The 14,096-nt window shown below is 57.6% G+C and carries 15 protein-coding genes and 1 tRNA gene; 13 read left to right on the top strand and 3 right to left on the bottom strand.

The window, feature by feature from the left end:
- Positions 1 to 35 precede the first annotated feature (35 nt).
- From yajC to queA, 3 genes are read right to left on the bottom strand one after another with little or no spacing between them, the layout of a single operon-like run.
- Complete coding sequence (gene yajC, locus ACA056_RS04905) at positions 36 to 371, bottom strand: preprotein translocase subunit YajC (RefSeq protein ID WP_008147715.1); 336 nt, start codon at positions 369 to 371, stop codon at positions 36 to 38.
- A gap of 43 nt (positions 372 to 414) precedes the next feature.
- Positions 415 to 1,530 (bottom strand): tRNA guanosine(34) transglycosylase Tgt, encoded by a 1,116-nt coding sequence (gene tgt, locus ACA056_RS04900; protein ID WP_497273491.1) that lies wholly within the window; start codon positions 1,528 to 1,530, stop codon positions 415 to 417.
- Between the two features lie 14 nt (positions 1,531 to 1,544).
- Entirely contained in the window at positions 1,545 to 2,594 is a 1,050-nt protein-coding gene (queA, locus tag ACA056_RS04895) for a tRNA preQ1(34) S-adenosylmethionine ribosyltransferase-isomerase QueA (protein ID WP_497270915.1), read from the bottom strand.
- A gap of 107 nt (positions 2,595 to 2,701) precedes the next feature.
- Between queA and ACA056_RS04890 the strand changes: the two genes are divergently transcribed.
- From ACA056_RS04890 to ACA056_RS04830, 13 genes are all read left to right on the top strand, one after another.
- Positions 2,702 to 2,786: transfer RNA gene (locus ACA056_RS04890), tRNA-Leu, on the top strand.
- Between the two features lie 165 nt (positions 2,787 to 2,951).
- A complete protein-coding gene (locus ACA056_RS04885; protein ID WP_497270913.1) occupies positions 2,952 to 4,193 on the top strand; it encodes a tyrosine-type recombinase/integrase in 1,242 nt (413 codons plus the stop codon).
- Between the two features lie 244 nt (positions 4,194 to 4,437).
- A complete protein-coding gene (locus ACA056_RS04880; RefSeq protein WP_497270911.1) occupies positions 4,438 to 5,268 on the top strand; it encodes a hypothetical protein in 831 nt (276 codons plus the stop codon).
- A gap of 36 nt (positions 5,269 to 5,304) precedes the next feature.
- On the top strand, positions 5,305 to 5,637 hold the full coding sequence (gene tnpA / locus ACA056_RS04875; RefSeq protein WP_207203826.1) for an IS66-like element accessory protein TnpA: 333 nt from the start codon (positions 5,305 to 5,307) through the stop codon (positions 5,635 to 5,637).
- The gene (gene tnpB, locus ACA056_RS04870) at positions 5,634 to 5,969 is read left to right on the top strand and encodes an IS66 family insertion sequence element accessory protein TnpB (RefSeq protein ID WP_497270909.1); all 336 of its coding nucleotides are present in this window, start codon (positions 5,634 to 5,636) and stop codon (positions 5,967 to 5,969) included. Before tnpA ends, tnpB begins: the two co-directional genes overlap by 4 nt.
- A gap of 81 nt (positions 5,970 to 6,050) precedes the next feature.
- Positions 6,051 to 7,598: an IS66 family transposase gene (gene tnpC, locus ACA056_RS04865; RefSeq protein ID WP_497270907.1), complete on the top strand. Its 1,548-nt coding sequence runs from the start codon at positions 6,051 to 6,053 to the stop codon at positions 7,596 to 7,598.
- Positions 7,599 to 8,870: 1,272 nt separating this feature from the next.
- Entirely contained in the window at positions 8,871 to 9,137 is a 267-nt protein-coding gene (locus tag ACA056_RS04860) for a helix-turn-helix transcriptional regulator (RefSeq protein ID WP_497270905.1), read from the top strand.
- On the top strand, positions 9,134 to 9,742 hold the full coding sequence (locus tag ACA056_RS04855) for a hypothetical protein (RefSeq protein WP_497270903.1): 609 nt from the start codon (positions 9,134 to 9,136) through the stop codon (positions 9,740 to 9,742). Before ACA056_RS04860 ends, ACA056_RS04855 begins: the two co-directional genes overlap by 4 nt.
- Positions 9,739 to 10,080: a hypothetical protein gene (locus ACA056_RS04850; protein ID WP_497270901.1), complete on the top strand. Its 342-nt coding sequence runs from the start codon at positions 9,739 to 9,741 to the stop codon at positions 10,078 to 10,080. Before ACA056_RS04855 ends, ACA056_RS04850 begins: the two co-directional genes overlap by 4 nt.
- A gap of 374 nt (positions 10,081 to 10,454) precedes the next feature.
- Complete coding sequence (locus ACA056_RS04845; RefSeq protein ID WP_497270899.1) at positions 10,455 to 10,613, top strand: hypothetical protein; 159 nt, start codon at positions 10,455 to 10,457, stop codon at positions 10,611 to 10,613.
- The gene (locus ACA056_RS04840) at positions 10,610 to 10,891 is read left to right on the top strand and encodes a hypothetical protein (RefSeq protein WP_497270897.1); all 282 of its coding nucleotides are present in this window, start codon (positions 10,610 to 10,612) and stop codon (positions 10,889 to 10,891) included. The genes ACA056_RS04845 and ACA056_RS04840 overlap by 4 nt, the downstream gene beginning before the upstream one ends.
- The gene (locus tag ACA056_RS04835; protein WP_497270895.1) at positions 10,888 to 11,172 is read left to right on the top strand and encodes a DUF3077 domain-containing protein; all 285 of its coding nucleotides are present in this window, start codon (positions 10,888 to 10,890) and stop codon (positions 11,170 to 11,172) included. Before ACA056_RS04840 ends, ACA056_RS04835 begins: the two co-directional genes overlap by 4 nt.
- The gene (locus tag ACA056_RS04830) at positions 11,169 to 14,060 is read left to right on the top strand and encodes a DUF927 domain-containing protein (RefSeq protein WP_497270893.1); all 2,892 of its coding nucleotides are present in this window, start codon (positions 11,169 to 11,171) and stop codon (positions 14,058 to 14,060) included. The genes ACA056_RS04835 and ACA056_RS04830 overlap by 4 nt, the downstream gene beginning before the upstream one ends.
- Positions 14,061 to 14,096: the final 36 nt, after the last annotated feature.

The following is a 14,096-nucleotide window of genomic DNA, read 5'->3' as shown; positions in this document are numbered from 1 at the left end:
CTTGCGCGCCCCGTCGATTGAGTAGAAGTTGAAACTTAGATCGCTTTCAGCGTGCCTTTTGGCAGCGTGGCGGCGATAGCGCCTTTCTGGAACTTCATTTCGATGGTGTCGGAAACTTCCAGAACAACGAAGTCGTCTGCCACTTTAGTGATCTTGCCGGCGATACCACCGGTGGTCACAACTTCGTCGCCTTTCTGCAGGCTGCTCAGCAGGTTTTTCTGCTCTTTGGCGCGCTTGGCCTGTGGACGCCAGATCATCAGGTAGAAGATGACCAGGAAACCGACCAGGAAAATCCACTCAAAGCCGCCGCCCATTGGGCCTGCAGCAGGTGCAGCAGCGTCAGCCATGGCATTAGAGATAAAAAAGCTCATTTAGCACTCCAGTTGCAAATGTTGAATCTTGGGGTCAGAAAACTCAGTCCAAAGGCGGAACAGGAAGCCCGCGTTTGGCGTAGAAGGCATCGACAAAGGCGGCCAATGTACCCTGTTGAATAGCCTCGCGCAAACCAGCCATAAGCACCTGGTAATGGCGCAAATTGTGGATGGTATTCAACATGCTACCCAGCATTTCGCCGCACTTGTCCAGATGGTGCAGATAAGCACGGGAGAAGTTCTGGCAGGTGTAGCAATCGCAGGTCGGATCCAGCGGCGAATCATCATGGCGATGGAACGCGTTACGGATCTTCAGCACGCCTGTATCAATGAACAGATGCCCATTGCGGGCATTACGGGTTGGCATCACGCAATCGAACATGTCCACACCGCGGCGCACACCCTCAACCAGATCTTCCGGTTTGCCAACGCCCATAAGGTAACGAGGTTTGTCAGCCGGCATCTGACCTGGCAGGTAGTCGAGCACCTTGATCATCTCGTGTTTCGGCTCGCCCACCGACAGACCGCCGATAGCCAGGCCATCGAAGCCGATATTGTCGAGACCTTCCAGGGAACGCATGCGCAGATCCTGGTGCATGCCGCCCTGCACGATGCCGAACAGCGCCGCCGTGTTATCGCCATGGGCTACTTTCGAACGCTTGGCCCAACGCAACGACAGCTCCATCGACACCCGCGCAACGTCTTCATCGGCCGGGTAAGGCGTGCATTCGTCGAAAATCATCACGATGTCCGAGCCCAGATCACGCTGGACCTGCATCGACTCTTCCGGGCCCATGAACACTTTGGCGCCGTCGACCGGAGAGGCGAAAGTCACGCCCTCCTCCTTGATCTTGCGCATGGCGCCCAGGCTGAACACCTGGAAACCGCCGGAGTCGGTCAGAATCGGGCCTTTCCACTGCATGAAATCGTGCAGGTCGCCGTGCTTCTTGATCACTTCGGTGCCAGGACGCAGCCACAAGTGGAAGGTGTTACCCAGAATGATTTCCGCGCCGGTGGCGGTGATATCCCGCGGCAACATGCCCTTGACCGTGCCGTACGTGCCCACCGGCATGAAGGCCGGGGTCTCGACGGTACCGCGTGGAAAGGTCAAACGACCGCGACGAGCCTTGCCATCGGTGGCAAGGAGCTCAAAAGACATGCGACTGGTGCGACTCATTCTGTTTCCTCAGGGCCACGTGGTGCGGGGTTACGGGTGATAAACATCGCATCACCGTAGCTGAAAAATCGGTATTCATGCTCCACGGCGGCTTTGTAAGCGGCCATGGCTTCGGGATAACCGGCGAACGCCGAAACCAGCATCAACAGCGTGGATTCGGGCAAATGAAAGTTGGTGACCAGGGCATCGACCACATGAAACGGCCGGCCCGGGTAGATAAAGATGTCGGTGTCGCCACTGAACGGCTTGAGCACGCCATCGCGGGCGGCGCTTTCCAGGGAACGCACGCTGGTGGTCCCCACCGCCACCACCCGACCACCGCGAGCGCGGCAGGCTTCGACGGCATCGACCACGTCCTGGCCGACTTCCAGCCATTCGCTGTGCATGTGGTGGTCTTCGAGCTTCTCGACCCGCACCGGCTGAAACGTGCCAGCGCCGACGTGCAAGGTCACGAACGCAGTCTCGATACCCTTGGCGGCAATCGCCTCCATCAGCGGCTGATCGAAATGCAGCCCCGCCGTCGGCGCCGCTACCGCGCCCAAACGCTCGGCGTAGACCGTTTGATAACGCTCGCGGTCCGAGCCTTCATCCGGGCGGTCTATATAAGGAGGCAACGGCATGTGCCCGACGCGATCGAGCAGCGGCAACACCTCTTCGGCAAACCCCAACTCGAACAACGCATCGTGACGCGCCAGCATCTCGGCTTCGCCACCGCCGTCGATCAGGATCTTCGAACCAGGCTTCGGTGACTTGCTGGAACGCACATGGGCCAGCACGCGATGACTGTCGAGCACCCGCTCCACCAGAATTTCCAGCTTGCCGCCGGAAGCCTTCTGGCCAAACAGCCGCGCCGGAATCACCCGGGTATTGTTGAACACCATCAAATCGCCCGGGCGCAAATGCTCGAGCAAATCAGTGAATTGACGGTGTGCCAGGGCGCCGCTGACCCCATCAAGGGTCAACAGGCGACTGTTGCGACGCTCAGCCAAAGGATGGCGAGCGATCAGCGAATCAGGGAGCTCGAAGGTAAAGTCAGCAACGCGCATGATGGGGTTCGTCTAGCAGGGCCGGGAAGTCTAGCGGAAATATCAAAAATTCTCCATGTACCTGATTGACCGACGGTTATCTCATCTCTATACTTCGCCGCCATTGAGCCCTGATGGCGGAATTGGTAGACGCGGCGGATTCAAAATCCGTTTTCGCAAGAAGTGGGAGTTCGAGTCTCCCTCGGGGCACCATATAGCAGTATCTGAAAGTCTCTACCAGACTTTCAAACCCAGAGAAACCGGCCACTTGAGCCGGTTTTTTTGTGTCTGGCTATCTACCACTGTATCCCCTTATCCGTTGTATCCCTGTATCCCTGCTTGTATCCTGAGAAAAATACCGAACTTTGGGATACAAGGATGAAGCGCGCAGACATCAAGCGCCGCCCTCTCGCTGACACGACACTTGCGGGATTGGAGCCGGAATTAAAGGAATACAGGGAGCTGGACGGAAACGGCCTCTACTTCAGGGTTAAACCCGATGGTGGTAAATCTTGGCAGCTCCGCTACAAACGTCCGGCGGGCAATTGGGCTTGGATGGGGCTCGGGGGATACCCGGAAGTAAGCGGTGCGTTGGCACGGGACAAAGCTGCTGATCTACGCAAGGTAGTGAGTAGCGGTGCCGATCCCCTTGAACAGAAGCGATCCGCGAAAGCTTCTTTCGATGCGGCCAAAACCCGAACCTTTCGAGCTGCTGCTGATGCCTGGCTGAAGGCGAAAGAGGAAAAGGGCCTTGCACCCTCTACCCTCAACAAAATCCGCACCTACCTCGACAAGGACATACTCCCGGCACTGGGAGACAAGCCTCTAGATGAAATCACCCGTACCGACTGCGCAAAACTCCAGGCATCCATTGAAGCCCGAGACGCACACAACGTAGCGGAAAAGTGTCGCACCTGGATAAATCAGATCTTCGGGCGAGCCATCGGCTTGGGCCTGACTGAAAACGATCCGGGCAGCCGCCTTCGCGATATTGCAGCCCAAGCTCCTAAGACTCAGCAGCATCCACATTTGCTGGAGCCTGAACTGGCTGAATTCCTCCAAGCACTCAAAAACACCCCGAGCAGGCTGACAGCCCGCACTGCTGCATGGCTTTGTGTATGGACGGCATCACGACCTGGAATGGTCCGCTTGGCTGAATGGAAGGAATTTGACCTTGAGAAAGCCATTTGGACCACCCCTGCCGCCAAGATGAAGATGCGTCGGGATTTTGTATGCCCCCTTCCCCACCAAGCTGTTGCAGCACTGAAAGAGCTGCAGTGCTTAACCGGTCGCAGTCGTTGGCTCTTCCCCGGGGTCGGAGCCAAAAATCCGACCATAAGTGAAAATACGATCAACAAGGTCTTTGCCACAATTGGCTACAAAGGTCGCCTAGTTGGACACGGCACTCGACATACAGCGAGCACATTGCTCCGAGAACATGGCTGGCCGAAGGAACACGTTGAGGCACAGCTTGCCCATAAAGAGGAAGGCATTTCGGGGATATACAACAAGGCTCAATACCTTGAACAACGCGTGAAGATGATGCAGTGGTATGCCGACTACCTCGATGGTCTTGAGCATGGAAACGTCGTGCAAGGCCAATTTGGAAAGGTGATATGAGGCTCCTTATCCACCCCCCCTCCAAAAGCGGTGTAACGCGTGTTACTCGTGTAACGAATCTCGCCAACCTACTGAAAATATTAAGTTTTTTTAGAGTTACACGCAAACTCAGTTTTCCATACACTCCGTGTAACAGGGATAAACCGTGTAACGGTATGAGAACCAATGTTGCCCTGTTGGTGACTTTTTTCCACCGTGGACCTCGCGGGTTAACCACTTCCGCTTGGGGGCAAGGGGCAGCGTCATGAAAGGCAAAGTTAGCCTAGAAGCTGGAGAGCTAGAGATCGCGGGAGTCGAGGTAGCTTGTCTGCTTATGGATATCGAGGAGATCGAGTTAGCCGTTAGTGAATTAGCGTTATACGATCATTTTTTCGACCATTTCAAAGCAGGCTTTGAGCTAATCAATCATGCGTTGTTTTATTGGCTTGAGGATGGCGGATATGCCGAAAGCGCTAAATCGACGATCAATACCCTATTTCTTCGTCGAGATCTCATCGAAGAGCGCTTTCACTTTGCTGAAGCGACAGCCCTACCGAGGGTAATTCGCAGTGAGATTAAGATAGATCATCTCGTTAGCGACTCCCAGCTCGTAGCGACCTACGCACTCGTCCAGGCCGTAGAAGCAGTTGAAGCCCTTGCAAATTGGTTGTTCGACTTGGAGCTTGGTGTTTATGACATTGAGGTTGACCTGGTCGAGTTGCTGCGGCAAACCGATCACAAAGAATACATAAAGCTTGTGGAGAAGGCGCGAGATCGAACCAGCGGGTTCGAAATTAGAAGCAGAGAGGACTTCGCCCTCTTAAAAGCGGGCGCGGATAAGGCATTGATGCTGGCCTCACTTTACCGACAAATCGAAGACGTCGAGGCTTCACAACCTGGCTCCAATGCATACGGCTTTATGCGCAAAGTCCTTGCTAACGTTTCTGCCACTCAAGCATCACAACGCGGAAAAATAGCTGGAAAAGGCAACAGTAATCCTGAGTCGGATATACAACAGGCGGCGAAAAATGTATGCGTCCGGCCAACACACCTTCCTGACCCCGACGCCAAAGGCGATGGTGTCCACCTGATTTAAGTGGACACCATTTCTAGCCTTTTAAGCGGGTCTTTCATGCAGCCACAACGCCGTTCCTACTCCAAATCCTTCAAGGCCCAGGTCATTCAAGAGTGCTCCCAGCCCGGGGCCTCGATTGCCAGCGTTGCGCTGAGCCACAGCCTCAACGCGAACCTCGTCCATAAATGGATTCGAGTGCAAACGCAGAAAGCCATGGCGCTGCAACCTGCTTTCATTCCGCTGCCCTTGCAGTTAGCCGGAGCAAATTCGCAAGCCGCGTCATCGACTATCTGCCTCGAAATCCCACACCCGCGCGGCACCGTGAAAGTGAACTGGCCGACCGAAAGCGCCGCTGCCTGCGCCACCTTTCTGCGAGACCTGTTGCGATGATCCGCATCGACTCCATCTGGCTCGCCACCGAGCCGATGGACATGCGCGCCGGCACCGAAACCGCGCTGGCGCGGGTGGTTGCAGTGTTCGGTGCGGCGCAGCCGCACTGTGCTTATCTGTTTGCCAATCGCCGCGCCACGCGCATCAAGGTGCTGGTGCACGACGGGTTGGGTATCTGGCTGGCAGCGCGCCGCCTGCATCAAGGCAAGTTCTTCTGGCCGGGTTCTCGACACGGCTCTCAGATAGAATTGGGTGCCGAACAGCTACATGCCCTGGTGCTGGGTTTGCCTTGGCAAAGAGTCGGGCCTGGCAGCGCGATTTCCATCGTATAACACCTGCCATGGCCACCCAGGCCGTGCAATTGTCCGATGAGCCTATCGTCGGTTTTAGCCTGCTCTGGCAAAATCGGCGGCATGACTTCACTGCCCAATCTCGACCAACTAAACCCTGAACAACTGCGTGCTCTGGCGGCGCAGTTGATGCAGCGTGTCGAGAGTCTCGATCAGAAAATCGAGACAATGGGTAAGAAGATCCACCGCGACCAAACGGTGATCGAGAAGCTGACCCACGAGATTGCGCAACTCAAGCGCTTCAAGTTTGCCAAGCGCAGCGAGCAACTGAGCCCGGATCAAGCCAGCCTGCTCGATGACCTGATCGACACCGACATTGCGGCCATCGAGGCTGAACTTGAAGCGCTGAAACTTGCTCCCGCTTCGACCGAGGTTCGGCAAAAACCTAAACGCACCGCCTTGCCGCCGCAGTTTCCGCGCACTCTGATCCACCACGAACCCGACAACAGCCATTGCCAGTGCGGCTGCGCTCTCAAGCGTATCGGCGAGGATGTCAGCGAGAAACTCGACTACACGCCGGGCGTGTTCACCGTTGAGCGGCACATCCGTGGCAAGTGGGTCTGCGATCAGTGCGAAACCCTGATCCAGGCACCGGTTCCGGCGCAGGTCATCGACAAAGGCATCCCGACCGCGGGGCTGCTGGCCCACGTCATGATCGCGAAGTTCGCCGACCATCTACCGCTCTATCGCCAGGAATCGATTTTTGGTCGAGCCGGTTTGGCTATCGCGCGTTCGACCCTGGCGCAATGGGTCGGCAACTGTGGCGTGCAGTTACAGCCGCTGGTCGATGCCCTGCGTAATACTGTCCTCGAACATGGCGTAATCCACGCCGATGAAACGCCGGTGCAGATGCTCACGCCGGGTGCGAAGAAAACCCATCGAGCCTATGTCTGGGCCTACGCCACCAGCCAGTTCTCGGAATTGGCGGCGGTGGTTTACGACTTCAGCCCTAGCCGCGCCGGAGAACACGCCCGCAACTTCCTGCAAGACTGGAAGGGCAAGCTGGTCTGCGATGATTTTGGCGGCTACAAGGCCAGCTTTGAACTCGGCGTGACCGAGATCGGCTGCATGGCTCATGCGCGGCGCAAGTTCTTCGAGCTGCACGCCACCAACAAGAGCCAGCTTGCCGAGCAGGCCTTGAGGTACATCCAGCGGCTGTACGAAATAGAGCATGAAGTCCGCGACCTGGAACCGGATTTACGCCGCCGAATACGGCAAGAAAAAGCCGTACCGGTGATGGACGCTTTGCATGCCTGGATGATCGCCCAGCGCCAGCTCGTGCACGACGGCTCGGCTATTAGCAAGGCTCTGGATTACAGCCTCAAACGTTGGACGGCGCTGTCGCGCTATCTCGATGACGGTGCCATACCCATTGACAATAATTGGGCCGAGAACCAGATTCGGCCATGGGCGTTAGGTCGCAAAAATTGGCTGTTCGCTGGGTCACTGCGCAGTGGCAAACGTGCAGCCGCGATCATGAGCTTGATCCAATCGGCACGGCTCAACGGACATGATCCGTATGCTTATTTGAAGGACGTCCTCACGCGCCTGCCGACGCAGCGGGCGAGTGCGATTGCCGAACTGCTGCCGCATAGATGGCAACCGGTTTAGTTGCGCAAGACGGTATGCCCGGCCGCACTTTCATCCGAAACCTCCTGCACTTTATTCAGCGCATCGAGCATCTGTTCTGCACCCGCCTGGCCAATCAATGGAATCAATATGCGGATAGCTGCCCCGTTTCGATTTCCATCAGCCAGGCCAACGAGTCTGTGCCACCACCTTTGCTTCTGAGCGCAAGGTAGAGATTTCCCGGCGCTCCTGGTGACCTTGACGGGGTAGCGAAGCCCTTCGCTAACAACGGGGAAGAGGTCGATAGCCTTTTGCAAACTTGAGGCGGCATCCTCCGCCCGTTGTCGAAGGTTCGCCGTATGTAGTGGTCAATCAGGTGCAGCAACGTGTCGCCTCTCGTGATGATCGACACACGAAACTGTTCCGCAAAATTCTCGGACAACTCAGCTATTTTCGGAGGGAACCGAGCAGGCTTCCCTCCGTCAACATCCTTCTTGGCAGTTTGGGTGCTTTGGGTGCGCGCTCTGCCCCGACCGGCACCATCACCGATCCATATAAACCCAGGAACGCCCCGCACCACACTCACCCAACCCTTATAAGCACCCACTGAGCACTCAGCGAGCCCTAATCCGCACCTAAAAAACACCGTCTATTTCTCGACGACTTTCAACTGAAAGCACCGTAGACGCACCTACGCCACACCATCTCAACCCGGACGCCACCCCTAACGCCCCGACACAACCCAGATCAGCACTCATATCGCACCGAGGGCGATATTGTCGTGGCGCACATGGACCCAATTCAGGTTCATTCACGCCTGCACTGGTCAAACCAGCATGGGGCTCCGGTTGCCTGGTCACGCAAGGGGGGCCAAGCCAAAGCTAAAACATGGCCAATTGAATTCCGGCAAACCGATGGAGGGTGGCTGAAAACACTCTCGAATCAGTGCCAAATTTGGGGGACAGAAATCAGTTAAAACACCGTCTAATGTAATTATACGAACTGACCCATGTGTTACCTCTGTTTTCCTGCTCTCCCAGGGTGCAAGACGGGATGCCCGGACGCATACCGAAAAATCGATTTGATCGTGTATGCAACGCAGCCGACCGTCACGTTTCAGCGGACCCAAAAATATCTGGAACCGACTTGATTAAAGTGATTGTTGAAAAAGACAAAATAGCTTCGATCCCGACCGTCAGGAAATACCTTCATAAGGGGGGTTACTTACCCCGATAGCCAGCAAAAAAAGCAAACCATGTTTGCTTTTTTTTTGCTCTCTAACCTGTGTCTGTCTCTCACTTTACAGGCACGACTATGACTAACCCACTCGCTTCGACAGTCAATTACCTTCCTCATCGCGACCCAGCGACAACCTTGATCAGAATCACGGAAGTCATGGCCATCGTTGGTCTTGCACGCCCCACCATCTACAAGCTTATGCAGTGCTCTAAAAGTAGCTTTCCGCGCCCCGTGAAACTGAGTATCAGCACCGCACGCGGAGCGCCCGTAGCGTGGGTGCTTTCTGAGGTGCAAGCCTGGGCGCGAGGCCGCATTGAAGCCCGTGATCAGGTGGCCGCATGAAGCGCATTTACAGCCCATTCAAAGGACCATTTCTCGACTCCTACAGCATCGGATTTCGTCTCTATCAACCCGGCGCGATCAACTGGCGTCATCGCACCATCGCGGGCGTGAGCTGGAACGGGGAAGAACAAGAAGCCTTCTTTTTCAACCCTGATGGCCTGGTCCTTCCGCTTAAACCCAATCCGTGGGAGTTGCCTGAACTGATCCGCAAAAATGCGGTACGTCGAGAGTTTTCCAGCATCCATGGTACGGGCCATTTCGCGATGAAAGAGGGCCGCCGCGCCGTGCTGAAATCGCTGGGTTTGACCGACTGGGTCACGTACTGGCTGGTCGATCAATCGGCCGGATTTGCGAACGATCCGGCGGTGTGGCAACAAATCGTTGAGCAGGACCTTGCCGAGGAAAAATCCGCAAGCGAACGCTTGCACCATGAAATGAAGTTGACCTCGGACCTGTCCGGCTATGTGGATGGATGTCTGGCACAGCAGCGCGAACTGCTCGCGGTAGAACATCGCCGACGGTGCGTCGAGGACAGCAAAATCCTGGCTTGGCTCAAAGGCGAAACGCCGCTACCGCTGTTTGCCAACGTGCGGGAGGCGGCATGACCCCGACCTTTCTTCCCCACCAAGCCTTGGATTTCGTCGGTGTACTTGAGGCGTCTCTGCCTTCTACCGCCGAGATCAAAGGTCGCCAGCGTTTGCTCATTCTGCGTGATCAGGCGATCTCGGCCGGAGCTCAGGTGCTGATCGTGCTGTGGCAGAACCTGGAGTGGACGCTGTTAGCGGTTCAGCCGCCCGCAGATGTGGTGATTAGCGACGCTCGCGAGCTGATTCCCAACCTACTGCGCAATCCCGAAGCGCTACAGCAGATGCGGCAAAGGGCTCGCCAAGGGAACCACTTGCAATGGCTCACCCTCGCTCGCCCCGCCACCACCCAGCACTAACGAAAACGCCCCCGGGAGCGATCCGGAGGCGTTGAGGTAAATCTACATGCCCGCACAATTTATGCCGCATCAAAGAAATGCGCAAGATCTCCGCACGGTTGCACTTTGCAAAACAGGACGTTACTCTTTGGCCGTCGCTGCAAATTCAGCGACCGGGTTTGGCGACCCGAGTTTAAGAAGGCGCACAGGCGCCCCCATTACGATTGCAGGCGCTTTTTTTGTGCCCGCATTCCCTTTTTATGGTGGCTGTGCGTGGGAGACCTTCGGGTCTGCCGGGTTCCTTCTTACCCGGTTCGCCAACCTGCGCACAGCTGCCACCTCAATTCGTTTGGCGACGAACCGTGGCAGTTCCTACTTAAGAAGGAGCTCCACCCATGCACGCCCTCAATCCGTCCAAAATTCGCGCCGCTGCCCATCGTGCAATGGCTCTCGCCGCTTTACACGCCAATTCCAGCCTCGCTACTCGTCTCACCCGTTACAACGTTCATATGGCCAAAGCTCGCGCCCTCGAAGCCGCAGGCGGTGCCCAATGAACCAAGCCCTGAGCTTCTCCCTGCCCGAGGATCTGCTTTGCGTCCACAAAAGCGCCGAAGCCGGTGTGCCGATTGACGCCATCACCTGTGCCGTGGATCGAGCCAACTCCGTGCTCTTGCTTCTTGAGGATCAGTTCGAGTGCGACGGCCCACGTCTGGCCAACCATGTCATCGCGGCGGCGCTGTGGGATGTTCGAGGGACGCTGGGTCTGATCCGCACCCTCGCCGTGCATGCCGACAACTCCACTCGGTCACCCATGAGTGGAGGCGCCCAATGACCCCTTCCATTGCGATCAATACGGTGGGTGGCGCCACCTTTGCCAAGTGCAACGCTCAGAACCAGCCATTGTTCCGCATCAATGCCGGCATCTCGTGCGAAGAAGCGCTTGAACAAGCATCCCTGCTCATGGATTGCGTGAACAAACTCACCTTCCTGAGCGGTATGGAGAATGACAACGCCTCAATGGTCTGGGCTTCGCATTATTTGAGTGAGATGGCCAAGGCGATCATCGATGACGTTACCAGTGGGTTGCAATTGGCCCAAGGCGGTGGCGTATGACTGCCTCTACTTCCAACGTCCGTCGACCCACGTTCGCTCAAGTCAAAGCTGTGGCGTTGCAGAACATGGATCGTGTGCTTGCTCACTGGCTGCCCAACGGTAAACGCGTCGACGGCGGCAAGGAATACACCGCTCCTAATCCGACTCGCACCGACAAGCGTGCCGGCTCGCTCAAGGTCAACTTGAGCAAGGGCACTTGGGCGGATTTTGCGACCGGTGACAAAGGCGGCGACCTGATCGATCTGGTGCGCTATCTGGATGGCAGTACCGACGTCGAAGCCTGCAATAAGCTGGCGGATCTGCTGCACGTTACCGCTGGTGAGGTTCAATCGAAATCGAGTCCCAGCAAAAGTAAAACACCGGATTGGATTGCCATTCGGCCGATACCGGCCGAGGCCATGAACAAGTGCCCGGCCACACACCGGCAACATGGCGCACCGTCCAAAGTCTGGATATATCGCGACGCTCAGGGCCAACCGGTCATGGCGCTCTATCGCTTCGACTTGGACCCAGAGGAAGACGGCAAACCGCGTAAGGTGTTTGCCCCTTTGACCTGGTGCCAACGGGCCGACAGTCAAACGCGGCAATGGCGTTGGCAAGGCTTGCCGGAGCCGCGTCCACTGCTGCGCCTGGATGAGCTGGCGCAACGCGCAGAGGTTCCGGTGATTCTCTGCGAAGGCGAAAAGGCTGCCGACGCCGCAGCGGAGCTGTTGCCCAACTACGTGTCCACGTGCTGGCCGAACGGCTCAAACTCCTGGCACAAAGCCGACCTGACACTGCTCAAAGGTCGGTCCGTGGTGTTGTGGCCCGACAACGACGCCAGTGGCAAAAACTGTATGGACGCCGTCGCCGAACAACTGCAACAGATCGGCACCGCATCGGTGCGCGTGATCGCCCTGGACGTCTTCAAGCGCAAGCCCACCCTCAAGAATGACCAACCGGCTTTCGTTAAAGGTGGTCAATGGGATGACGGCGACGACGCGGCTGATGCCCAAGCCAAAGGCTGGACCGCGGCGCACTTCGCCGAGCTGGAACGCAGCGGCGAACTGTTCGGTGTTGAGCCGGAAAAAGCACCGGCCGAACCACCCGAAGTTAAAACCAAACCAACGACCAAGCGTGCTGCGAAGCCCAAAAACGATCTGCTGCCCGGCGGCTTTCGCCTGACAGCAGAAGGCGTGTTTTATTCCGGTGACGATGGTGAGGCACGCCCGGTGTGTTCGCCACTGGAGATCCTGGCGCGCACCCGAGATGCGCAGGGGCATAACTGGGGATTACTGGTCGAGTTCGACGATCCCGATGGGGCGAAAAAACGCTGGAACATTCCGGCGCGGACCATGACCGGCGACTTCGGCAAGGACGTGCTCGGTCCATTGGTGGACATGGGCTTACGTCTCGCCGGCAGTCGCTCGGGGCGCAATGCCCGCAATGACTTGCAGAGTTATCTCGGTGGCTTCGACAGCACCCAGCGCGCACGTCTTGTCACCCGTTTGGGCTGGCACGACAGCGCCTTCTTGCTGCCCGAACAGCAGGTCGGTTCGCACGCCGAACACCTGCACTTCTATGAGGCCGGCGCGCAACTCCCGCCGATCAGCGAAGCTGGCACCCTGGAGCAGTGGCAAGAACAAATCGGCGCCCTGTGCATCGGTAATCACCGCTTGGCGTTTGTGGCCAGCGTGGCGTTTGCCGGTCCGCTGCTGCACATGCTCGGCCATGAGTCGGGTGGCTTTCACCTCTACGGTGACAGCTCCGGCGGCAAGACCACCCACCTGCAAGTCGCCGCCTCGATCTACGGCGGGCCGCGTCTGGTGCGTTCCTGGCGCTCCACGGATAACGCCTTGGAATCCATCGCCGCCGCGCATTCCGACGGGCTCCTGGTGCTGGATGAAATCGGCATGTGCGACCCACGCATCATTGGTGAAACGGTGTACATGCTCGGCAACGGCACCGGCAAGGCTCGCGCCAATGATCGAGGACAAGCAGGCCGACAGGTGCAGGAGTGGCGTTTGCTGTTTCTGTCGACCGGCGAGAAGACGTTGGCGCAGCACATGGCCGAAGCCAACAAAGAGCTAAAAGCCGGCATGGAAGTGCGGATGCTCGCCGTGCCGGCGGATGCCAGCAAGGGCCTGGGTATGTTCGATGTGCTGAACGGATTTGATGATGCCGCCGCCCTCTCCGATGCGCTCAAGACGCGGGTGGCCAAGTACTACGGCACACCGCTCACAGCGTTCCTGTCTGCCCTCTGCGAACCCGGCAAGCTGCTTGGTTGGTCGACCATCTTGCGCCATACCTTGGAGGGATTCATCGCCAAGGCGCTCCCCGCCTCGGCGAGCGGTCAGGCGCATCGAGCGGCAGCTCGCTTTGGATTGGCCGCCGCGGCCGGCGAGCTGGCCACCGCGATGGGGATTACCGGCTGGCCCGACGGCACCGCCACCACCGCAGCCCGGGTGTGCCTCAGTGCCTGGATGAATGAGCGCGGCGGCGCCGGTAACTTCGAAGGAGACGCGATCCTCGCACGGTTGCGCCAGGTCATCGAGCGCTTCGGTGAAAGCCGTTTCACCCGCTGGGAGTCGGCCGCCGCGAAGATCGATGAGCACGGTCCACGCACCATTGACCGGTTGGGTTTTCGCAAGACGCTGGAGCATGGCCTGGGTGACGCATTGCACACCACCAACACCTACTACGTATTGCCGGAGGCGTGGCGCTCCGAAGTCTTCAAGGGCATGAACCTCAATGCCGTGAACAAGGAGCTGATACGTCGGGGCGTCCTTGAGCCGGGGCCAGATGGCAAAGCCTCCTGCGCCGTCCGTTTGCCCGGCATGGGGACTCAGCGGTGCTACGTGGTGAAAACCATACCGGGAATGGATGAAAGCGAGGCACAGGCCGCCTGACGGTGAGCCTGCTGACTGAGGTAGAGCCGGCTTAAT

This window comes from Pseudomonas sp. LBUM1666, from assembly GCF_059695775.1.
The sequence above is the reverse complement of the archived record's forward strand: the minus strand, read 5'-3'. Positions and strand labels throughout refer to the sequence as shown.